General features: G+C 61.2%; 17 protein-coding genes. 6 read left to right on the top strand and 11 right to left on the bottom strand.

Features of this window, described 5'->3' with window-relative positions:
• Nucleotides 1–55: 55 nt before the first annotated feature.
• Nucleotides 56–826 (bottom strand): transporter substrate-binding domain-containing protein, encoded by a 771-nt coding sequence (locus U367_RS0124195; RefSeq protein ID WP_028618906.1) that lies wholly within the window; start codon nt 824–826, stop codon nt 56–58.
• A 164-nt stretch (nt 827–990) separates the two neighbouring features.
• Nucleotides 991–1224, bottom strand: coding sequence for a hypothetical protein (locus U367_RS0124190; RefSeq protein WP_028618905.1), 234 nt, complete (start codon nt 1222–1224; stop codon nt 991–993).
• Between the two features lie 217 nt (nt 1225–1441).
• Here U367_RS0124190 and U367_RS0124185 point away from each other — a divergent pair, with 217 nt between their 5' ends.
• From U367_RS0124185 to U367_RS0124160, 6 genes are all read left to right on the top strand, one after another.
• A complete protein-coding gene (locus tag U367_RS0124185; protein ID WP_028618904.1) occupies nt 1442–2608 on the top strand; it encodes an efflux RND transporter periplasmic adaptor subunit in 1167 nt (388 codons plus the stop codon).
• Nucleotides 2605–5694, top strand: a complete 3090-nt coding sequence (locus U367_RS0124180) for a multidrug efflux RND transporter permease subunit (protein WP_028618903.1) — start codon at nt 2605–2607, stop codon at nt 5692–5694. The genes U367_RS0124185 and U367_RS0124180 overlap by 4 nt, the downstream gene beginning before the upstream one ends.
• Before the next feature lie 26 nt (nt 5695–5720).
• A complete protein-coding gene (locus U367_RS0124175; RefSeq protein WP_028618902.1) occupies nt 5721–6398 on the top strand; it encodes a heavy metal response regulator transcription factor in 678 nt (225 codons plus the stop codon).
• Nucleotides 6388–7752: a heavy metal sensor histidine kinase gene (locus U367_RS0124170; protein WP_028618901.1), complete on the top strand. Its 1365-nt coding sequence runs from the start codon at nt 6388–6390 to the stop codon at nt 7750–7752. The genes U367_RS0124175 and U367_RS0124170 overlap by 11 nt, the downstream gene beginning before the upstream one ends.
• A 351-nt stretch (nt 7753–8103) precedes the next feature.
• Nucleotides 8104–9426 carry an OprD family porin gene (locus tag U367_RS0124165; protein WP_028618900.1) on the top strand — a complete coding sequence of 441 codons (1323 nt, stop codon included), beginning with the start codon at nt 8104–8106 and terminating at the stop codon, nt 9424–9426.
• An 86-nt stretch (nt 9427–9512) separates the two neighbouring features.
• Nucleotides 9513–11006: a sensor domain-containing diguanylate cyclase gene (locus U367_RS0124160; protein ID WP_028618899.1), complete on the top strand. Its 1494-nt coding sequence runs from the start codon at nt 9513–9515 to the stop codon at nt 11004–11006.
• Nucleotides 11007–11322: 316 nt separating this feature from the next.
• On the opposite strand, the gene lpxC is transcribed toward U367_RS0124160, so the two are convergent.
• The 9 genes from lpxC to murD form a co-directional block, all read right to left on the bottom strand.
• Nucleotides 11323–12234: a UDP-3-O-acyl-N-acetylglucosamine deacetylase gene (lpxC, locus tag U367_RS0124155; protein ID WP_003171886.1), complete on the bottom strand. Its 912-nt coding sequence runs from the start codon at nt 12232–12234 to the stop codon at nt 11323–11325.
• Nucleotides 12235–12346: 112 nt separating this feature from the next.
• Nucleotides 12347–13552 (bottom strand): cell division protein FtsZ, encoded by a 1206-nt coding sequence (ftsZ, locus tag U367_RS0124150; protein ID WP_017526184.1) that lies wholly within the window; start codon nt 13550–13552, stop codon nt 12347–12349.
• Nucleotides 13553–13617: 65 nt separating this feature from the next.
• Entirely contained in the window at nt 13618–14880 is a 1263-nt protein-coding gene (gene ftsA, locus U367_RS0124145; RefSeq protein WP_010213031.1) for a cell division protein FtsA, read from the bottom strand.
• Nucleotides 14881–14895: 15 nt separating this feature from the next.
• Nucleotides 14896–15765 carry a cell division protein FtsQ/DivIB gene (locus U367_RS0124140; RefSeq protein WP_016974963.1) on the bottom strand — a complete coding sequence of 290 codons (870 nt, stop codon included), beginning with the start codon at nt 15763–15765 and terminating at the stop codon, nt 14896–14898.
• Nucleotides 15766–15769: 4 nt separating this feature from the next.
• Entirely contained in the window at nt 15770–16726 is a 957-nt protein-coding gene (locus U367_RS0124135) for a D-alanine--D-alanine ligase (protein WP_028618898.1), read from the bottom strand.
• The gene (gene murC / locus U367_RS0124130; protein WP_028618897.1) at nt 16723–18168 is read right to left on the bottom strand and encodes a UDP-N-acetylmuramate--L-alanine ligase; all 1446 of its coding nucleotides are present in this window, start codon (nt 18166–18168) and stop codon (nt 16723–16725) included. The genes U367_RS0124135 and murC overlap by 4 nt, the downstream gene beginning before the upstream one ends.
• The gene (gene murG / locus U367_RS0124125; protein ID WP_028618896.1) at nt 18161–19231 is read right to left on the bottom strand and encodes an undecaprenyldiphospho-muramoylpentapeptide beta-N-acetylglucosaminyltransferase; all 1071 of its coding nucleotides are present in this window, start codon (nt 19229–19231) and stop codon (nt 18161–18163) included. The genes murC and murG overlap by 8 nt, the downstream gene beginning before the upstream one ends.
• On the bottom strand, nt 19221–20444 hold the full coding sequence (gene ftsW, locus U367_RS0124120) for a putative lipid II flippase FtsW (protein WP_032864492.1): 1224 nt from the start codon (nt 20442–20444) through the stop codon (nt 19221–19223). Before ftsW ends, murG begins: the two co-directional genes overlap by 11 nt.
• Nucleotides 20441–21787, bottom strand: coding sequence for a UDP-N-acetylmuramoyl-L-alanine--D-glutamate ligase (murD, locus tag U367_RS0124115; protein WP_028618894.1), 1347 nt, complete (start codon nt 21785–21787; stop codon nt 20441–20443). The genes ftsW and murD overlap by 4 nt, the downstream gene beginning before the upstream one ends.
• Nucleotide 21788 lies beyond the last annotated feature (1 nt).

The raw sequence follows: 21788 nt of genomic DNA, 5'->3' as shown, positions 1-21788 counted from the left end.
CGCACCGGAGGGGCAAATACTGATCCAGCTCATGTTCCGCGCAATTAATTGGCCATCATTGTGGGTCCAATCGATAAGGCGCAAGGATCCGTTGGTACTCACCATTGTGCTTGAGCTGTTCGAGGGCGCGGTTGAGTTCAGTACGCAACGCAGTGTCCGTGTTACGCAATGCGATCGCGATGCCGTCGCCCAGTAGCTCAGCGGAAACAGCAGGGCCCAGGAAGTCGAAATCTGCGCCGGCAGCGGTGTCGAGCAGTACGTTGCGGATTTCCACGGAGCCCTGCAGTGTCGCATCGATATGGCCTGCCACTAGGCTACGGACCAGTTCGTCGTTGAGCCAAAAACTCCTGATGATCACACCTTCGCGAGCCCACTGAGACAAGGCAAAGGCTTCGCGATTACTCCCTAGCAAAACGCCGACACGCTTGCCTTTGAGTGACGTTGTAGTCGGCATGAGGCCCGAGGACCGGTGCGCAACGAGGCGCGTGGTGAACGGGTAGAGGTTATCGGTGAAACTCACCCGGCGGCGCCGCTGAGGTGTGGAGGCAATGCCCATAATTGCATCGAATTTCCGGGCGTCAAGGTCGTTGAAGTTTTCGACCAGCACCTGATCGATCCAGGTACAGCGCACATTCAATTGCTGGCACAGGGCATTACCGAGCTCGATGTGCATGCCGACCAGTTGCCCTTGCGGATCGCGACTCTGGAAGGGAGGGAACAATGCGGCAACCGCAAAACGGATTTCGCGCCGTGGTTGATCAATGCCTGCGACGGCATCCACTGCGAGCAATAGGACAAGCGCTACACAAAGGTGTATCAGGGCCACAGGAAACGTCCTTTTCCGGAAAGAGCACCCTCCGCTCAGGCCCGATACGAAACCAGGGCAGAGCGGAAGCTGTGCAAGCTTTCAAGAAACGGTCGCATGCCTACAAGCAGAAACATCGACGGGAGCTGTAGGCAACATCCGCCAAATATTACAACCGATTAATCTTAACGTTTACCCATTGAGCGACGGGTGCCCGGCGGGGCCATGCCCGGGGACTTGGTGTGGCCGTTTTTGGCTCCATTCTTGTACCAGGGCTGGGCGGCGTTCTTGGCCCCAGCCAGTTCACCCGGCTTGAAGGGAAACTTGAACGCCGGGATCTCGGCTTTTTCAACGCCTTCGGCGCTGGCCGGAGCGACAAGGTCGGCCGCTTCAACAGGGGGTTGTGTCGGGGAAGTCATAAGGGCTCCGGCGCGGGTATTGGTGTAAAAGCGCGAGTATAGCGGGGCCGGAGGGCCAAGCGGTAAGCTTCAAGCGGCAAGTTTAAAGCACTAGCTGTCATGGCTGTCAGTTTGACGTCACGATCCTGACCGGGTCGCCGCGCTATAAAGCTTTTATCCAAACCTCAACTTGCAGCTTGCAGCTTGAAACGTGCAACTGCGCCTCTGGTGTCCGTCGATGCACATTCAACGAAAAACCGCCCTGATCGTGGGGGTCCTCGTGGTGTTGGCCGTTGCAACCTGGGCACTGACCCGACCGGCCAAGTCCAAACTGGCGGCACCCACCGCGATTCCGGTGCGGGTGGTGAGCGTGGCGCAGCAGGACATTCCGCGCTTTGTCAGCGGGATCGGCTCAGTGTTGTCGCTACACAGTGTGGTGATTCGCCCGCAAGTGGACGGCATCCTGACTAAATTACTGGTCAAGGAAGGCCAGCTGGTCAAGGCCGGTGACCTGCTGGCGACCATCGATGACCGCTCGATCCGTGCCAGCCTGGACCAGGCCAAGGCCCAACTGGGCGAAAGCCAGGCGCAATTGCAGGTGGCGCTGGTCAACCTCAAGCGCTACAAGGAGTTGAGCGTCGACGACGGCGTGTCCAAGCAGACTTATGACCAGCAACAAGCCCTGGTCAACCAGCTCAAGGCCACTGCCCAAGGCAACCAGGCCGCAATCGATTCAGCTCAGGTACAACTTTCCTACACGCAGATTCGCTCGCCGGTCAGCGGACGCGTCGGTATTCGCACCGTGGATGAAGGCAACTTCTTGCGCTCCGCCGATACCCAGGGCCTGTTTTCCGTGACCCAGATCGATCCGATTGCCGTCGAGTTCTCCCTGCCGCAACAAATGCTGCCCACCTTGCAGGGCCTGATCGCGGCGCCCACAAAAGCCAGCGTCGATGCCTACTTGGGCGCCGACACCGATGGCCAGACCGGCGACTTGCTCGGCGAAGGTCACCTGAGCCTGATCGACAATCAGATCAGCTCCACCACGGGCACCCTGCGCGCCAAGGCCGAATTCAACAATGCCTCGCAGCGCCTGTGGCCTGGGCAACTGGTGACCATCAAGATCCAGACCGCCCTCGACAAAAACGCCTTGGTGGTGCCACCGACCGTCGTGCAACGCGGCCTGGACTCGCATTTTGTGTACCGGGTCAACGGTGACAAGGTCGACGTGGTGCCGGTGCAGGTCACCTACCAGGACAGCGACGTGAACATCATCAAGGGCGTACAGGCCGGCGATGTGCTGGTCAGCGATGGCCAGTCACGGCTCAAGGCGGGTGCGCAGGTGGAAATACTCAAGGAGCCGCCGCAAGTCATTCAGACCGTCGATGCCAAGGTGCAGCCATGAGCCGTTCGCCGTCAGCCTGGTGCGTCGACCACCCGGTCGCCACCCTGCTGCTGACCTTTGCCCTGGTACTGCTCGGGCTGATAGCCTTCCCGCGCCTGGCGATCGCCCCACTGCCGGAAGCGGAATTTCCGACGATCCAGGTCACTGCCACCTTGCCCGGCGCCAGCCCGGACACCATGGCCTCGTCCGTGGCCACGCCGTTGGAGGTGCAATTCAGCGCCATCCCCGGCATGACCCAGATGACCTCCAGCAGTGCACTGGGCTCAAGCTTGCTGACCCTGCAATTCACCTTGAACAAAAGCATCGATACTGCCGCGCAGGAAGTACAGGCGGCGATCAACACCGCGTCCGGCAAGCTGCCCAGCGACATGCCGAGCCTGCCGACCTGGAAGAAGGTCAACCCGGCGGACAGCCCAGTACTGATCCTCAGCGTCAGTTCCAACAGCATGCCCAGCACCGAGTTGAGCGACTATGTGGAAACCCTGCTGGCCCGGCAGATCAGCCAGATCGACGGGGTCGGCCAAATCAACATCACCGGCCAGCAGCGCCCGGCAATCCGCGTCCAAGCATCGCCGGACAAACTCGCCGCCATTGGCCTGACCCTGGCCGATATCCGTTTGGCCATCCAGCAATCGAGCCTCAACCTGGCCAAGGGCGCGATCTACGGCGAGAACAGCGTGTCGACCCTGTCGACCAACGACCAGTTGTTCCACCCGGAGGACTACGCGCAGCTGATCGTGTCCTACAAGGACGGCGCACCGGTTCAACTGCGGGATATCGCCAAGGTCATCAACGGTTCGGAAAACGCCTACGTACAGGCCTGGTCCGGCGACACACCCGGGGTCAACCTGGTGATTTCGCGTCAGCCGGGCGCGAACATCGTCGAGACCGTGGACCGCATTCAAGCCGAGCTGCCGCGCCTGCAAGCGATGCTGCCAGCGTCGGTGCAGGTCAGCGTGTTGACCGACCGCACCAAGACCATCCGCGCCTCCCTGCATGAAGTGGAAGTGACGTTGCTGATCGCCATCCTGCTGGTGGTGGCGGTGATGGCGCTGTTCCTGCGCCAATTGTCGGCAACGATGATTGTGTCCAGTGTGCTCGGGGTTTCGCTGGTCGCCAGCTTTGCGCTGATGTACCTGATGGGCTTCAGCTTGAACAACCTCACGCTGGTGGCGATCGTCATCGCAGTGGGCTTTGTGGTGGACGATGCCATCGTGGTGGTGGAAAACATTCACCGCCACTTGGAAGCCGGGCTCGACAAGCGCGAAGCGGCGATCAAAGGCGCTGGTGAAATCGGCTTTACCGTGGTGTCCATCAGCTTCTCGCTGGTGGCAGCGTTTATTCCCCTGTTGTTCATGGGCGGCGTGGTCGGGCGGTTGTTCAAGGAGTTCGCCCTGACGGCCACCTCGACCATCCTGATTTCGGTGGTGGTCTCGCTGACGTTGGCACCGACACTCGCCGCGCTGTTCATGCGCGCGCCCACTCATCATGCCCACGACAAACCCGGTTTCAGCGAGCGACTGCTGGCCGGCTATGCACGCAACCTGCGTCGTGCCCTGGCCCATCAACGCAGCATGGCGGCAATTTTCGTGGTGACCCTGGCCTTGGCCGTGGTCGGCTATGTGTTTATCCCCAAGGGCTTCTTCCCCGTGCAAGACACCGGTTTTGTGCTGGGCACCAGCGAAGCGGCGGCCGACGTGTCCTACCCGGACATGGTCGCCAAGCACAAAGCCCTGGCCGAGATCGTCAAGGCCGACCCGGCGGTGGAAGCGTTTTCCCATTCAGTGGGTGTGACCGGCAGCAACCAGACCATCGCCAATGGCCGTTTCTGGATCGCCTTGAAAGACCGCGGCGACCGCGATGTGTCCGCCAGCCAGTTCATCGACCGTATCCGCCCGAAACTGGCAAAGGTGCCGGGCATCGTCCTGTACCTGCGCGCCGGCCAGGACATCAACTTGAGCTCCGGCCCCAGCCGCGCCCAGTACCAGTATGTACTCAAGAGCAATGACGGCCCGACGCTGAATACCTGGACCCAGCGCCTCACCGAAAAACTGCGCGCCAACCCGGCGTTTCGCGACCTGTCCAACGACCTGCAACTGGGCGGCAGCATCACCCACATCAGCATCGACCGCCAGGCCGCCGCGCGCTTTGGCCTCACCGCCACCGATGTGGATCAGGCGCTGTACGACGCGTTCGGCCAGCGCCAGATCAACGAATTCCAGACCGAGATCAACCAGTACCAAGTGGTGCTGGAACTGGATACCCAGCAACGCGGCAAAGCCGAGAGCCTCAACTACTTTTACCTGCGCTCGCCGCTGACAAACGAGATGGTGCCGCTGTCGGCCCTGGCCAAAGTCGATCCGCCCACCGTGGGGCCACTTTCGATCAGCCATGACGGCATGTTTCCGGCCGCCAACCTGTCGTTCAACCTGGCACCGGGCGTGGCCTTGGGCGATGCAGTGATCATGCTCAACCAGGCCAAGAATGAAATCGGCATGCCGACCACCATCATCGGCAACTTCCAGGGTGCAGCCCAGGCATTCCAGAGTTCGCTGGCCAGCCAACCGTGGCTGATCCTGGCGGCGCTAGTGGCGGTGTATATCATCCTCGGCGTGCTGTACGAGAGCTTCGTGCACCCGCTGACGATCATTTCGACCTTGCCCTCGGCAGGGTTGGGCGCGCTGATCATGCTGTCACTGATGGGGCAGGACTTTTCGATCATGGCGCTGATCGGCCTGGTGCTGTTGATCGGCATCGTGAAGAAGAACGGCATCCTGATGATCGACTTTGCCCTGGAGGCTCAGCGTGTCAGGGGCCTGTCGCCGGAAGATGCGATCTATGAAGCCTGCGTCACGCGGTTCCGGCCGATCATCATGACCACCCTCGCCGCCCTGCTTGGCGCGGTGCCGCTGATGCTCGGCGCCGGCCCCGGTGCGGAAATGCGCCAGCCGCTGGGTATCGCGGTGGTCGGCGGCCTGCTGGTGAGCCAGGCACTGACGCTGTTCACCACACCGGTCATATACTTGTACCTTGAGAAGTTTTTCCACCGGCCCAAACCAACGCCTGCGTTGGCGACCACTGATTGAGGCCCGGCTCTGGAGCAAAAAGGCTCATGCGCATTCTGATTATTGAAGATGAAGAAAAAACCGCGGACTACCTGCACCGCGGCCTGACGGAACAAGGCTATACGGTCGATGTGGCCCGCGAAGGCGTCGAGGGTCTGCACCTGGCACTCGAAAACGACTACGCAGTGATCGTACTCGACGTGATGCTGCCCGGCCTCGATGGCTTTGGCGTGCTGCGCGCCTTGCGCGCGCGCAAACAGACGCCGGTGATCATGCTGACCGCTCGCGAACGCGTGGAAGATCGTATCCGTGGCCTGCGCGAAGGCGCCGACGATTACCTGGGCAAGCCGTTTTCTTTCCTGGAACTGGTCGCCCGCCTGCAAGCCCTGACCCGTCGCAGCGGTGGGCATGAGCCGGTGCAGGTGACCGTCGCCGACCTGTGGATCGACCTGATCAGCCGCAAGGCCAGCCGCAACGGCCTGCGCCTGGACCTGACTGCCAAGGAGTTCTCGCTGCTCAGCGTATTGGCGCGGCGCCAGGGCGAAATCCTGTCCAAGACCGCGATTGCGGAAATGGTCTGGGACATCAATTTCGACAGCGACGCCAACGTGGTGGAAGTGGCAATCAAGCGCCTGCGCGCCAAGCTTGACGGGCCGTTCGACACCAAGCTGCTGCACACCATCCGGGGCATGGGGTATGTGCTGGAGAGTCGAAGTGCCAGTTAACTCCATTGCCCTGCGCCTGAGCAGCCTGTTCACCCTGGTGGCGGCGCTGATCTTCCTGTTGATCGGCGGCGCGCTGTATCAACAGGTGGACCGCAGCCTGGGCTTATTGCCGGGTGCCGAGCTGGATGCGCGCTACAGCGTGTTGGAGTCTTCGGTAAATCGCTTTGGCACGCCGGACCATTGGGTGAAGATGCAGGCCAAGCTCAAGCTGTTGGGCGAGGAGGACAAACGCATCCGCTTCTGGGTAGTGAGCAGCGATCCGAACTACGAATACGGCAACCCTGACGCACAGATCCGCGCCTTTGCCGAGGGGCCGACGGGCAAGCGCGACCTGCGCCTGCCGGGGCGCGAATATCCGCTCAAAGTGCTGGTGAGCCAGTTCCCGGCCAAGGATCAGCGCCCGCCGCTGCGTTTCATGATCGCCATCGACACGGAAAATTTCCGGGCGACCCAGCACCACCTGCTGGTCGCGTTGGTCAGCCTGGCGCTGGTGGGTGTGGTGCTGGCCTCATTGCTGGGATTCTGGGTGGCGCGCATCGGGCTCAAACCCTTGGGCAAGCTCTCGGATGAGGCGCAGAAGCTCGCACCACCAAAACTGTCTGGCCGCCTGCAGCTGTCGCCGCTGCCGCCGGAGCTGAGCCAGTTCGTCAATTCGTTCAACTCCACCCTCGACCGCGTCGAGCAGGCCTATTCACGCCTGGAATCGTTCAACGCCGACGTCGCCCACGAACTGCGCTCGCCGCTGACCAACCTGATCGGCCAGACCCAAGTGGCGCTGACCCGAGGGCGTTCGGCCGAGCATTATTTCGAGGTGCTGCAATCGAACCTTGAAGAGCTGGAGCGCCTACGTTCGATCATCAATGACATGCTGTTCCTGGCCAGCGCCGACCAGGGCAGCAAGGCCACCAAGTTGATCGAAAGCTCCCTGGCCGACGAAGTAGCCACCACCCTCGACTACCTGGACTTCATTCTTGAAGACGCCCAGGTCAAGGTACAGGTAAAGGGCGATGCCACGGTGCAGATCGAAAAAGCCCACCTGCGCCGAGCGCTGATCAACCTGCTGAGCAACGCGGTGCAGCACACCGCGCCTGGGCAGGTGATCGTGGTGAATATCGAGGTGCAAGAACATCACGTGGCGATCGGCGTCACCAACCCCGGCGACGTCATTGCCAGCGAACACTTGCCACGTCTGTTCGAACGGTTTTATCGGGTGGATGCGTCACGCAGCAACAGCGGCGCCAACCATGGCCTGGGGCTGGCCATCGTCAAGGCGATTGCCTTGATGCACGGTGGTGATGTGTTCGTGCGCAGTGAGGGCGGCGGCAATACCTTTGGCATCACTTTGCCTGTCTGACACTGCCGGCGATGGCGGTGTTCGGGTCGACGTGTGCATGACTGACCCACCGCTATCGCCGGCAAGCCGGCTCCTACAAGGACCGCGGTGTGTTTGTTGCGATTTGGGCAACAGTCATTATCTTGTTACACTCTGTATCGTACCGCTCGCCTGCGTTAATTTGACGCATCGATGAGCGCGACGGCAAAGGCAGCCTCCCGCTTACCCGAATTTCCCTCGACTTATTTCCAGGGCTCTACACTGGGAATCTGTCTTAAAGCCGCTGACTTCAGCGGCTTTTTTTTGCCGTAAAAAAAGGCCAGGCACCCCCACGACATTGGCCGTTTTCGATTGACCAAAGGAGCTCCACCGGTGAAGAACTCGCTGACGTTCACCCCGTTATTCCTCGCGATTGCAGCAACGATTGCCCCTCTTGCCCATGCGGCAGACACCACCCCCACCGACGGTTTCGTCGAAGGTGCCCACCTCAATATCAACACCCGCAACTACTACATGAACCGCGACCGTCGCGACATCCACACCGATGACAGCAAGGAATGGGGCCAGGGTTTCATCGGTACCTTCGAATCCGGCTACACCCAGGGCACCGTCGGCTTCGGCCTGGACGCCCATGCCATGCTCGGTCTGAAGCTGGACGGCGGTGGCGGTACGGATGGTTCCAGCATCCTTCCGTACGGCAGTGGCAACGGTAAGGCGCCCGGCTCGTTCTCGACGGCGGGTGGCGCGTTGAAAATGCACGCGTTCGATACCGAGTTGAGGGCCGGCGACCTGTTCCTCAATAACCCAGTGATCGCCGGCGGCGCAACCCGCATGCTGCCGCAGACCTTCCGTGGCGTGAGCCTGACCAACCACAGCCTCGACGGCTGGATGTTCGAAGGTGGCCAGGCCAGCTTCACCAAGCTCTACAACCAGAGCGGCCACCGCCGCATCGGCACCAGCTATGGTGCGCTGCCCAGCAATACCGATAGCCAGCACATGAACTGGGCCGGCGTGTCGTTCAGCGGCATCGACGGGCTGACCAGCAACCTCTACGCCTCCGAGCTCAAGGACGTGTGGAACCAGTACTACTACGACCTGGACTACACCTATGTGGTGAACGAGATGATCAGTCTCAACCCCGGTCTGCACTACTACCATACCCAGGACACCGGACAGTCGCTGCTGGGGGATATCGACAACAACACCTACAGCCTGCACTTCACCGTGGACGTCGGCCATCACAGCGTCACGGCCGCATACCAGCGGGTCAACGGCAACACACCGTTCGACTACATCGCCCAGGGCGACAGCGTGTACCTGGACAACTCCCAGCAGTACTCCGACTTCAACGGTCCCAATGAGCACTCGTGGAAACTCAAGTACGCCTATAACTTTGGCGGCCTGGGCCTGCCCGGCCTGACCTCGGCCGTGTCCTATATCAGCGGCAAGACCGACCTGACCAAGGTCGACCCGCAGAGCCGTGGCTATAGCGCGTGGTACAGCGCCGACGGTAAAGACGCCAAGCATTGGGAACGGGACATCGACCTGAAATACGTAGTGCAAGACGGCAAGGCCAAGGACCTGGCGGTGCGCCTGCAATGGGCGGTCAACCGTGGCAGCAATGGTTACTCGGCGGTGGATCGGGATGTGGATGAATACCGGGTGATCGTCGACTACCCGATCAACGTGTTCTGAAAGACGTCTTTTTCTTTTTAACCACGTATTTAATTTTCATCGGGTAGAACTAAACTGCCAGCATCCTCACCGCTGAAGTCTGCCCGATGAGTCCACGCCCTGTTCGTACCTCACCCGCACATCCTGAGTTGTTACTGATGCTGGGCAGCGGGCTCAGCGTTGCCCTGATTGTAATCATTGTCGCGGTGCTGTTGATTCGCGAACACGCCAGCACGCTGGAGGCGGCCAAGCGATCTACCACCAACATCGCCCAATTGATCAACGCCGACGTGCTGCGTAACGTCGAGCTGTATGACCTGGCGCTCAACGGGCTGATTACGGCCACGCAACGTGAAGACCTGTCCCAGGTTGCCGCCAATATCCAGCACTTGGTGCAGTTTGATTTATCCACGGCGGCGCCTTTCAAAGGTGAGGTCTTGCTGCTGGATGCCGACGGCAAGGTTATCGCCGACTCCTCCACACTGCGGCCCACGCCACGTAATTTTGCCAACCGCGATTATTTCCAGGTGCATGCCAAGGACGCCAACGCCGGCCTGTTTATCAGTCGCCCCTTCAAGATCCATTGCGACTGCGACCAGGTCTGGCGCATGGCATTCAGTCGACGTGTGTCGGGCCCCAAGGGGGAGTTTGTCGGCGTAGCGGTCGCGACCATGCGCCTGGCGTATTTCGACCAGCTCTTCAACACCCTGACCATCGGCAACGGCAGCAGCGTCAACCTGCTGAACAACAACGGCATTCTCCTGGCGCAGCAGCCGCTGCTCGAACGCGACATGATCGACAAGGACCTGAGTGACCGGCCTAACTTCAAGCGAATACTGCGCGACGGAAGCGGCAGCTTTCAGGCGATCTCTGCCATCAGTGGTAAAGAGCGCCTGTATACCTTTACCAATGTCGGTGCCCTGCCGCTGATCGTGGTGGTAGCGTTGTCCAGCGAGGACGTATTCGCGCCCTGGAGACGCGCGGCACTGCTGACCAGTGGTGCCACCGGGGTGCTCTGCGCCGGCTTGTTGTGGCTGACCTGGTTGCTACGCCGGGAACTGCGACGGCGGCGTCGCGCTGAACGAGTACTGTCAGAACTGGCAGCCACCGATGCGTTGACCGGCCTGGCCAACCGGCGCGTTCTGGATGAGCGCCTGCGCCTTGAGTGGGACCGCGCTCAGCGCTCCACCGAGCCGCTAACGGTGCTGATGATTGACGTGGACCACTTCAAGGCCTTCAACGACCGCCACGGCCATCACGGCGGCGACGACGCGTTGCGCAGCGTGGCCCAAGTGATCGGCAGCAACATCCGCCGACCGGCCGACCTGGCCGCACGTTATGGCGGCGAAGAGTTCGCGGTGGTGTTGCCGGTGACCGACGCCAAGGGCGCTTGGGTGATCGCCGAGCACATCCGCAGCGCCATCGAGTACTTGCCCAAGGTGTCAGGCGATGACCAGCCGATTACGGTGAGCATTGGCATGAGTACTTGGGACAAGCGTAGCCGTCAGTCGCTGGAGGCGTTGTTGCTAAGTGCGGATCAGGCGCTCTATGAAGCCAAGCACACCGGGCGCAACCGTATCGTGGATGCTTCGGTCCTTTAATGAACACGGCGTTTCTGCGGTGAGCGGGCTTACTGTTGTGAACAGGCTTGGTGTGGTGAGCGGGCCTGTTGTGGTGAGCGGGCTTGCCCCGCGCTGGGGCGCGAAGCGGCCCTAAAAACAGACGCCGCGCTTCTTCAGGCTGAACCGCGCTGGCAGTACTGGGGCAGCTCCGCAGCCCAGCGCGGGGCAAGCCCGCTCACCACAGCAAGCCCGCTCACCACAATAGGCCCGATCGCCACTAAGCCCCCTAAAATTCAGGCATAAAAAAAGGCCACCCGAAGGCGGCCTTTCAAAACTAAAGAAAGAGAGTTGTTACTTACACCGCCGCAACGGGACGCATGTAAGAGATCGGTGCGGTGCTGGCATCTTCGAAGGTCACGACTTCCCAAGCGTCTGTCTGCTCAATCAACTTGCGCAGCAGCTGGTTGTTAAGGGCGTGGCCCGACTTGAAGCCTTTGAACTCGCCTATCAGGCTATTGCCCAGCAGGTAGAGGTCACCGATTGCATCGAGGATCTTGTGCTTCACGAATTCGTCTTCGTAGCGAAGGCCGTCTTCGTTCAGTACACCATCCGCGTCGACCACAATGGCGTTTTCAACGCTGCCGCCGAGTGCGAGGTTGTGCTTGCGCAGGTACTCGATGTCACTCATGAAACCAAAGGTACGGGCGCGGCTGACTTCTTTTACGAACGAAGTGCTGGAAAAATCCACGCTTGCACTTTGGGTGCGGTCACGGAATACCGGGTGATCGAAATCGATCTCAAAGCTCACTTTAAAACCTTCGAACGGGACGAAGGTGGCGCGCTTGTCGCCGTCTTCTACTGTCACTTCCCGCAGAATGCGAATGAACTTCTTGGCTGCGTCCTGTTCTTCCAGGCCGGCAGATTGAATCAAGAATACGAAGGGTCCAGCGCTGCCATCCATGATCGGGACTTCGGACGCGGAGAGCTCGACGTAGGCGTTATCGATGCCCAGGCCAGCCATGGCCGAGAGCAAGTGCTCCACCGTATCCACTTTGACGTCACCGTTGACCAATGTGGTCGACATCGTGGTTTCGCCAACGTTTTCCGCGCGAGCAGGAATCTGCACCACAGGGTCCAGGTCGGCACGAACAAACACGATGCCGGTGTCGACAGGTGCAGGTTTGAGGGTCAGGTATACCTTCTCCCCGGAGTGCAGACCTACACCTGTGGCACGGATAATATTCTTCAGGGTGCGTTGTTTAATCATGGCTTGGACCGCTTGAGCGCAAATTGCGAACTGGTATCAACAAAGGCTGGCGATAATAGCAGACCAGACCTTTGCTGAACACCAATCACCTTCATAGCCCTGATACATTCCATTAATCGGCCTGACGACGCAAGAATGCCGGGATGTCCAGGTAGTCCAGGTCATCTTGCGGATTCGGGCTACGGGACGCCGCAGCACCGGCCTGAGCCTGGTTGCGCATCACGGTCGGACGGTCCAGATCACGGTAGTTCACCGACGGCAGTTCCTGGCGCGAAGGCGCTGGAGCGGCAGCCGCTTGGCTGGCGTGGCTGGCTTGGCTGTTATGCAGGGTGTTGTCGATGACCTTCACAGGCTTCTCGATTTTTGCACCCAGGCCGGTCGCAACCACGGTTACATGCAGCTCGTCGCGCATGTCCGGATCGATCACGGTACCGACTTTGACCATCGCGTGCTCGGAAGCGAAGGCTTCGATGATGCTACCCACGTCGGAGTACTCACCCAGGGACAGGTCAGGACCGGCGGTGATGTTCACCAGGATGCCGCGTGCACCTTGCAGGTTCACGTCTTCCAGCAACGGGTTGCGGATGGCCGCTTCGGTGGCTTCACGCGCACGGTTCGGACCGCTGGCGCAGCCAGTGCCCATCATCGCCATGCCCATTTCGCTCATCACGGTGCGTACGTCGGCAAAGTCGACGTTGATCATGCCTGGGCGCTTGATGATGTCGGAGATACCGCGAACGGCACCGGCCAGTACATCGTCAGCCTTGGCGAACGCGGACAGCAGGCTTGCGTCCTTGCCCAGGATAGTCAGCAGTTTCTCGTTGGGGATGGTGATCAACGAGTCGACGCTTTCAGACAGCAGACGGATACCTTCGTCGGCGATCTGCATGCGCTTGCGGCCTTCGAACGGGAACGGACGGGTCACGACAGCGACCGTCAGAATCCCCATTTCCTTGGCCACTTCGGCAATGATCGGCGCAGCACCGGTACCGGTACCGCCGCCCATGCCGGTGGTGATGAACACCATGTTGGTGCCTTGCAGCACTTCAGCAATACGCTCGCGGTCTTCCAGCGCGGCTTGACGGCCGACTTCCGGGTTGGCGCCAGCGCCGAGGCCCTTGGTCACCGCTGTGCCCAATTGCAGGATGGTCCGCGCGCCGATGCTTTTCAGCGCCTGGGCATCAGTGTTGGCGCAGATGAATTCAACGCCTTCAATGTTGCTCTTGACCATGTGGTTGACAGCGTTGCCGCCGCCACCGCCGACACCGATTACTTTGATAACCGGGCTTGCGGGGATGTTGTCTACGAGTTCGAACATGTTCCCTCTCCTTTCGTTTTCTCTAGTTTTTTCGCCTACTGCTTACAACGGTGTCGCGGTAAATCTTAAAAATTGCCTTTGACCCATGCCTGCAAACGCTCGAACAACGGCGCTTTCGCCTCGTCGTCGCTGCGGTAGCTGTCACGGTTACTCGGGCCCGACAGGGAAATGCCGTCGGTCTGCTTTTGCAGCCCGTACAACAGCAAGCCCACACCGGTGGAATAAATCGGGTTGCGTACTACGTCGCCCAAGCCTTTGACGCCATGGGGCACGCCCAGGCGGACTGGCATGTGGAAGATTTCCTCGGCCAGTTCGACCGCGCCTTCCATCTTCGAGGTGCCACCGGTCAGCACGATGCCGGCCGGGATCAAATCTTCGTAGCCGCTGCGACGCAGTTCCGCCTGGATCAGGGTGAACAGTTCGTCGTAGCGTGGCTCGACCACTTCGGCCAGAGCCTGGCGCGACAGTTCGCGCGGTGGACGATCGCCCACGCTCGGCACCTTGATGGTCTCGCCGGCACCGGCCAGTTTGGCCAGGGCGCAGGCGTAGCGAATCTTGATTTCTTCGGCGTACTGAGTCGGTGTACGCAGCGCCATGGCGATGTCGTTGGTCACTTGGTCGCCGGCAATCGGGATCACGGCGGTGTGACGGATCGCACCCTCGGTGAAGATCGCGATGTCGGTGGTGCCGCCGCCGATGTCGACCAGGCACACGCCCAGCTCTTTCTCGTCGTCGGTGAGTACCGAATAGGCCGAGGCCAACTGCTCAAGAATGATGTCGTCGATTTCCAGGCCGCAGCGGCGCACGCATTTTTCAATGTTCTGTGCGGCGTTGACGGCGCAGGTCACCACGTGGACCTTGGCTTCCAGACGTACGCCGGACATGCCCAGCGGCTCACGAACGCCTTCCTGGTTGTCGATCACGTAGTCCTGGGGCAGCGTGTGCAACACGCGCTGGTCAGCCGGGATCGCCACGGCCTGGGCAGCGTCAAGTACGCGCTCAAGGTCGGCGGAGCTGACTTCGCGGTCGCGGATTGCCACGATGCCGTGGGAGTTCAGGCTGCGGATATGGTTGCCCGCCACGCCAACGAATGCCGAGTGGATCCGGCAACCGGCCATCAGCTGCGCTTCTTCGATGGCGCGCTGGATCGATTGCACGGTGGACTCGATGTTCACCACCACGCCCTTCTTCAGGCCCCGGGACGGATGCGTGCCAATACCGACGATTTCGATGACGCCGTCTTCCCCGACCTCGCCCACCAGCGCCACCACTTTGGAGGTGCCGATGTCGAGACCGACGATCATTTTGCCGCTTTGCACGTTTGCCATGGGTCCTGCCTCTTCTTAATTCTTCGCGACAGCGGGTTGCGCTGCCGTGGGCGCAGCCGGTTCACGCCAGCCGACGGCAAGGCCGTTGGCGTAACGCAGGTCGACGCTCGCAATGTTCGTAATCTGTTCTTTCAAGGTCTTGTCATAGATGGCAATGAAGCGGCGCATCTTTTCCACCAAGCGGTCGCGTCCCAGCAACAACTGGATGCCCGGGCCGGAACTGCCTGCCCCGGTCGTCAAAAACCAGCTACCCCGTTCACGCAGTTCCAGGCGTGCAATGGAGAAGCCCATTGGCCGCAGCATCTGGCTCAAGGCCTGGTACTGCTGCATCACTTGTTGCTGCGCCCGCTGCGGCCCGAACAGCTGCGGCAGGTGCTCGTAGTTCGCCAGCTCACGCGGGGTGAACGCCTGGCCCTGGTTGTTCAACAGCGCTTCGTCGCCCCAACGGGCCACGGGCAGTTGTTCTTCCAGACGGATCGTCACTTGGTCCGGCCATACGCGGCGGACTTCGGCGTGGGCGATCCACGGCATCTGTTCCAGCTCCGCGCGCATACCGGCCAGGTCGATGGTAAAGAAGCTCGCCGCCAGGTACGGGCCAATGCGCTGCTGTACCGCTTGCTGGCTGATGTAGCTCAAGTCGCCCTGCACGCTGATCTTGGTGATCGGCCGGTCGGCATACGGCAACAGACGCTGCGCGCCTTCGTAGGTTCCGAAGCCCAGCACCACCAGCAACACCGGCCAGAACAGCGCCTTGAGGAAACCAAAGTTGGCTTTCGGCAGGCGCGCCGACATCGGCTCTTTAGCCACCATTCGGCTGGCACCCCGTGGCACCGGCTTGCGGCTCGGTGCTTGTGGGGGCTGATGACGAAGCGATGCGCCTTTCATGTCCTTAGCCTCTTGGCTCAATGCTGTCGGCCAGGATCGCCAGCACTAACTGCTGGAAGTCCAAACCGGCCGCACGGGCTGCCATAGGTACCAGGCTGTGGTCGGTCATGCCCGGTGCGGTGTTGACTTCCAGGAACCAGAAATTCCCTTGGTCATCCTGCATCACGTCTGCGCGCGCCCAGCCGGCGATACCCAGCGCCTCACAGGCTTTCGCCGTGAGGTCCATCAATTCCTGTTCTTTGCTTGCGTCAAGGCCGCACGGGATCCGGTACTGGGTATCGGAAGCCAGGTACTTGGCGTCGTAGTCGTAAAAGGTGTGGGGCGTGCCCAATGCGATAGGCGGCAAAACCTGACCACGCAGGGTGGCGATGGTGTACTCGGGACCGGAAATCCACTGTTCCACCAACACTTGCGAATCGTAGGTACTTGCCGCTTTCCATGCGTCGATCAATTCGGCGGCCGAGTTCACTTTAGCCATGCCGATACTGGAGCCTTCATGGGCAGGTTTGACGATCAAAGGCAGGCCCAGTTCCTTGGCTGCAGAAATACAATCGTCTTCGCTGCACAGAACGCTGTGACGCGGGGTTGGAATGCCCAGGCTGTGCCACACCTGCTTGGTGCGCAACTTGTCCATCGCCAGCGCGGAGGCAAGGATGCCGCTGCCGGTGTAAGGGATGCCGGCGCACTCCAACAGGCCTTGCATGCTGCCGTCTTCACCGCCACGGCCGTGGAGGATGATGAAGGCGTGATCGATCTTCTCGGCCAGAAGGCGAGCGAGGAAGTCATCGCCCACGTCGATGCCGAAGGCGTTCACGCCGGCGCTTTGCAGGGCTTCGAGCACAGCGTTGCCGGACTTGAGCGACACTTCACGTTCAGCGCTTTTGCCGCCGAACAACACCGCCACGCGACCGAAGTCAGCGGGTGCGATTGTGGAAAACAGGGAGCCGTAGTCGTTGATCATTTCGACTTCCCCTTCGCGGCGGCAAACAGCGGGCTCGCCAGTAATTTAGGGGCAAGGCCACCAATGTCACCGGCACCCTGGCACAGCAAAATGTCACCGGCCCGCAGCAGCGGCTTGACGATCGGCGCCAGGTCTACACCACGCTCGATGTAGATCGGGTCCAACTGGCCACGCTGACGGATGCTGTTGCACAGCTTGCGGCTGTCGGCGCCAGGGATCGGTTCTTCACCGGCCGGGTACACCTCCATCAGCAACAGCACGTTGGCATCGGCCAATACATTGACGAAATCGTCGTACAGGTCGCGGGTACGGCTATAGCGGTGTGGCTGGTACACCATCACCAGACGGCGCTCCGGCCAGCCACCGCGCACGGCCTTGATCACGGCGGCAACTTCGGTCGGGTGATGACCGTAGTCGTCCACCAGCATCACGTCACCGCCTTCTACCGGCAACTGGCCGTAGACCTGGAAGCGACGGCCCACGCCGGCAAAGCGCGACAGGCCTTCGACGATGGCCTCATCACTGACGCCTTCGTCGGTGGCGATGCAAATAGTCGCCAAGGAATTGAGGACGTTGTGGTTGCCTGGCATGTTCACCGAGACATCCAGCGGCTCGCGCTCCGGACGCAGCACGGTGAAGAAGGTTTGCATGCCTTCCTGTCGCACATTGATGGCGCGCACGTCGGCGTCTTCGCTGAAGCCGTAGGTCACGGTCGGACGTTTGACCAATGGCAGGATTTCACGCACCACCGGATCGTCCAGGCACACCACGGCCAGGCCGTAGAACGGCAGGTTATGCAGGAAATCGACGAAGGTTTTCTTCAACTTGTTGAAGTCACCGTCGTAGGTCGCCATGTGATCTTCGTCGATGTTGGTGACGACAGCGACCAGCGGTTGCAGGTGCAGGAAGCTCGCGTCACTTTCATCGGCTTCGGCGATCAGGTAACGGCTGGTGCCCAATTGTGCATTGGTGCCGGCTGCATTCAGGCGGCCACCGATGACGAACGTCGGGTCCAGGCCACCGGCCGCGAACACCGAGGCGATCAGGCTGGTGGTGGTGGTTTTGCCGTGAGTACCGGCGACGGCGATGCCGTGGCGATAACGCATCAGCTCAGCCAGCATCTCGGCGCGTGGCACCACGGGAATGCGGCGCTCAAGGGCAGTGGCCACTTCCGGGTTGGAGGTGTTGACGGCGCTGGACACCACCAGCACGTCAGCCTCGGAGGCGTTCTCAGCGCGGTGGCCGATGAAGATCTGCGCGCCGAAGGTTTTCAGGCGATCGGTGACCGGCGACTCTTTCAAGTCGGAGCCGGACACCTGGTAGCCCAGGTTCAGCAACACTTCGGCAATACCGCACATGCCCACGCCGCCGATACCGACGAAGTGGATACGACGGATGCGGCGCATTTCCGGTTGCGGCATGGCTTTCTGATTCTCAACCATGGGCCACCTCCAGGCAGATATCGACCACGGTGCGGGTTGCATCAGGTTTGGCCAGGCGGCTTGCGGTGCTCGCCATGCTATTGAGTCGTTCCGGTTGCATCAAAACCTCAGTCAGGCGTGCGGCCAAATCGGCGGCGCCAGTCGTTCTTTGCGGCAGCAGGAAGGCAGCGCCCTCCCCGGCCAAATATTCGGCATTGCGGGTCTGGTGATCGTCGATCGCGTGGGGCAAAGGCACCAGCAAGGACGGCAGACCGGCGGCAGCCAGTTCACTGACGGTCAGCGCACCGGAGCGGCAGACCACCAGGTCGGCCCAGCCATAGGCGTGGGCCATGTCTTTGATGAAAGGCTGTACGTTCGCCTCAACACCGGCTTCGCGATAACGCGTGGCGGTGACTTCACCGTGATCTTTGCCGGCCTGATGGAAGACCTCCGGACGCAATTCCACGGGGAGTTGCGCCAGGGCTTCCGGCAGCAGTTTGTTCAACGGCTCGGAGCCCAGGCTGCCGCCCATGACCAGCAGGTGCGGCTTGCGCCCTTGCAGTGCTTCACGGGCGATGTCCATGAACAGTTCAGTGCGCACCGGATTGCCGGTGGTACGTAGCTTGTCCGAGGCGCCAAAAGTTTTCGGGAACGCTTCACACACCCGAGCGGCCAATGGCACCAGCAGGCGGTTGGCGGTGCCGGCGACGGCGTTCTGCTCATGCACGATCACCGGCACACCAGCGAGCTTGGCGGCGACGCCACCAGGACCGGTCACATACCCACCAAAACCGAGCACACACACTGGTTTCAAATCACGAATAACCTTGCTCGCCTGCCATACCGCCTTGAGCAACACGAACGGCGCCTTGAGCAGGGACAATTTGCTCTTGCCACGCAGGCCCGTGACGTTGATCAGGTGCAGCGGCAAACCGGCATTCGGTACCAGTTCGTTTTCGATGCCACGCGGCGTGCCCAACCAGTGCACGGTGTAGCCACGGTTCTGGAATTCGCGTGCGCAAGCCAGGGCCGGGAACACATGGCCCCCGGTGCCGCCTGCCATGATCAGCACGTTAGCGCCCATGGGTTGGCTCCTCGGCAAAATCGCTTTCGCTGAATTCCATCTCTTCGCTGCCCAGGTGGGTTCGACTCTCCCACTCGATGCGCAGCAACAAGCCCAGGCACGCGCAGCAGATCACCAACGAACTGCCGCCGTAACTGAGGAACGGCAAGGTCAGGCCCTTGGTCGGCAGCAGGCCGACGTTCACACCGATGTTGATCAGGAACTGGCCGATCCAAAGGAACGACAAGCCGTACGCCACATAAGCAGCGAAATACTGTTTGGCCTTCTCGGCCCACAGGCCGATGTACATGCCGCGCACACACACGAACACGAACAATGCGACGGTGCACAGCGAACCGACCACGCCGAGCTCTTCGGCGAGCACCGAGAACACGAAGTCGGTGTGCGCTTCCGGCAGGTAGAACTGCTTCTGCACGCTGTTGCCCAGGCCCACGCCGAGCCACTCGCCGCGACCGAAGGCGATCAGCGCCTGGGTCAACTGGTAGCCGGAACCGAACTGGTCGGACCACGGGTCGGTAAAGGTAATCAGACGCGCCATCCGGTAGGGTTGCGCCTGCACCAGAATGGTCACGGCCGCCACGGCCAGCACCACCATCAAGGTGAAGCGGAACAGCCCCACGCCGCCAAGGAACAGCATCGCCGCTGCCGCCCCCATCATCACGACGGTGGCACCGAAGTCGGGCTCCATCAGCAACAGGCCGGCCATCGGCAACAGTACGATGAACGGCTTGAAGAAGCCCATCCAGCTTTCGCGCACTTCTTTCTGGCGACGCACCAGATAACCGGCCAGGTAGATCACCACGAACACCTTGGCGATTTCCGACGGCTGCACGTTGAACGCGCCGAAGCCGATCCAGCGCATCGAACCGTTCACCTCCCGGCCGATGCCGGGCAGGATCACCATGATCAGCAAGCCGAACGCACCGATCAGCATCAGCCAACCCAGGCGTTGCCAGGTGGCGATCGGGATCATCATGGTGACGATGCACGCGCCAAGGCCGATCACCAGGTACACCAGGTGACGGATCATCATGTACAGAGTGTTGCCCGACTGCACGGCCGCCACTTCGGACGACGCCGACGTGATCATCACCAAGCCCAGGCCGAGCAACGCCAGGCAACCGGCGAGCATCGGGAAATCGAGGTCGACACCGCGCCCAGTGATGATCGGCGACGGGTACGGCTTGATGATGTTCCGAAAGTTGATACTCATGCCAAGGCCTCCACGGCGCGGGCGAACAGCTGGCCGCGCTCTTCGTAGTTCTTGAACATGTCGAAACTGGCGCACGCCGGCGACAGCAGCACCGCATCGCCCGGCTGGGCCAGGGCTTTGCATTGCGCGATGGCATCGTCCAGGGAGGTAGCGCGCACTTGCGGCACGGCATCGCCAAGGGCGGCGGCGATCAAATCGGAGTCGCGGCCCATCAGCACCACGGCGCGGCAATGCTCGGCGACCGGGCCTTTAAGGTCCTTGAAGTCTGCGCCCTTGCCGTCGCCACCGGCGATCAGCACCAGCTTGCCTTCGATATCGGCGCCAAGGCCTTCAATAGCCGCCAGGGCAGCACCGACGTTGGTGGCCTTGGAATCGTTGTAATAGCTGACGCCGTCGAGATCGCGCACCCACTGGCAGCGATGCTCCAGGCCGCCGAAAGTACGCAGGGCCGACAGCATGGCGTCGAACGGCAGCCCGACAGCATGGCCCAGCGCCAGAGCTGCCAGGGCGTTGGATTGGTTATGGGCGCCACGGATTTTCAGCTCGCGCACCGGCATCAGGTTCTGGAATTCGAAGGCCAGGTATTTCTCGCCGTTCTCTTCGCGAATGCCGAAGGCTTTGAAATCAGGTTTGCTCAGGCCGAAGGTCCAGCATGGCAGGCCTTCGCCCATCAGCGGACGGCTCAACGCGTCCTGACGGTTGACCACCACTTGCTTGGCGCCACGGAAGATCCGGTGCTTGGCCAAGTGATAGGCCGGCAGGCCGCTGTAGCGGTCCATGTGGTCTTCACTCACGTTCAATACAGTCGCCACTTCGGCACCGAGATCGTGGGTGGTTTCCAGCTGGAAGCTCGACAGCTCCATCACATACAGCTCGACATCGTCGCTGAGCAGGTCCAGCGCCGGGGTGCCGAGGTTGCCGCCCACGGCGACGCGCTTGCCAGCCGCAGCCGCCATCTCGCCGACCAGGGTGGTCACGGTGCTTTTCGCGTTGGAACCGCTGATAGCCACGATCGGCGCCTGCGCGTTACGCGCGAACAGGTCGATGTCGCCGGACAGCTTCACGCCACGGGCGGCGGCGGCTTGCAGGGCCGGGGTCGCGATGGCCAAGCCGGGGCTCACGTAGAGCTCGTCGGCGCGGCACAGAAACTCGACATCCAACTCGCCACAACGCACTTCCACGTGCGGGTAGTCACGGCGCAGCGTGACCAGCTCCGGTGGATTTTCCCGCGTGTCGGCCACGGCAAACGGCTTGCCCCGGTTCGCCAGGAAGCGAACCAGGGACATGCCGCTCTTGCCGAGGCCGACAACGATGCGGAAGTGGTCTGAAGCGATCAGGGACACT

The sequence above is a fragment of the Pseudomonas canadensis genome, assembly GCF_000503215.1.
In the GTDB taxonomy this organism is placed as follows: domain Bacteria; phylum Pseudomonadota; class Gammaproteobacteria; order Pseudomonadales; family Pseudomonadaceae; genus Aquipseudomonas; species Aquipseudomonas canadensis.
This window is presented reverse-complemented; position numbering and strand designations above follow the sequence as displayed.

Excerpts from the sequence above, each read along its gene's own strand:
- U367_RS0124185 (WP_028618904.1), top strand. The coding sequence starts at position 1,442 with ATGCACATTCAACGAAAAACCGCCCTGATCGTGGGGGTCCTCGTGGTG.
- U367_RS0124175 (WP_028618902.1), top strand. The coding sequence starts at position 5,721 with ATGCGCATTCTGATTATTGAAGATGAAGAAAAAACCGCGGACTACCTG.
- U367_RS0124180 (WP_028618903.1), top strand. The coding sequence starts at position 2,605 with ATGAGCCGTTCGCCGTCAGCCTGGTGCGTCGACCACCCGGTCGCCACC.
- U367_RS0124135 (WP_028618898.1), bottom strand. The coding sequence starts at position 16,726 with ATGATCAACGACTACGGCTCCCTGTTTTCCACAATCGCACCCGCTGAC.
- lpxC (WP_003171886.1), bottom strand. The coding sequence starts at position 12,234 with ATGATTAAACAACGCACCCTGAAGAATATTATCCGTGCCACAGGTGTA.
- murG (WP_028618896.1), bottom strand. The coding sequence starts at position 19,231 with ATGGGCGCTAACGTGCTGATCATGGCAGGCGGCACCGGGGGCCATGTG.
- murC (WP_028618897.1), bottom strand. The coding sequence starts at position 18,168 with ATGGTTGAGAATCAGAAAGCCATGCCGCAACCGGAAATGCGCCGCATC.
- U367_RS0124140 (WP_016974963.1), bottom strand. The coding sequence starts at position 15,765 with ATGAAAGGCGCATCGCTTCGTCATCAGCCCCCACAAGCACCGAGCCGC.
- ftsZ (WP_017526184.1), bottom strand. The coding sequence starts at position 13,552 with ATGTTCGAACTCGTAGACAACATCCCCGCAAGCCCGGTTATCAAAGTA.
- U367_RS0124190 (WP_028618905.1), bottom strand. The coding sequence starts at position 1,224 with ATGACTTCCCCGACACAACCCCCTGTTGAAGCGGCCGACCTTGTCGCT.
- ftsA (WP_010213031.1), bottom strand. The coding sequence starts at position 14,880 with ATGGCAAACGTGCAAAGCGGCAAAATGATCGTCGGTCTCGACATCGGC.
- U367_RS0124160 (WP_028618899.1), top strand. The coding sequence starts at position 9,513 with ATGAGTCCACGCCCTGTTCGTACCTCACCCGCACATCCTGAGTTGTTA.
- ftsW (WP_032864492.1), bottom strand. The coding sequence starts at position 20,444 with ATGAGTATCAACTTTCGGAACATCATCAAGCCGTACCCGTCGCCGATC.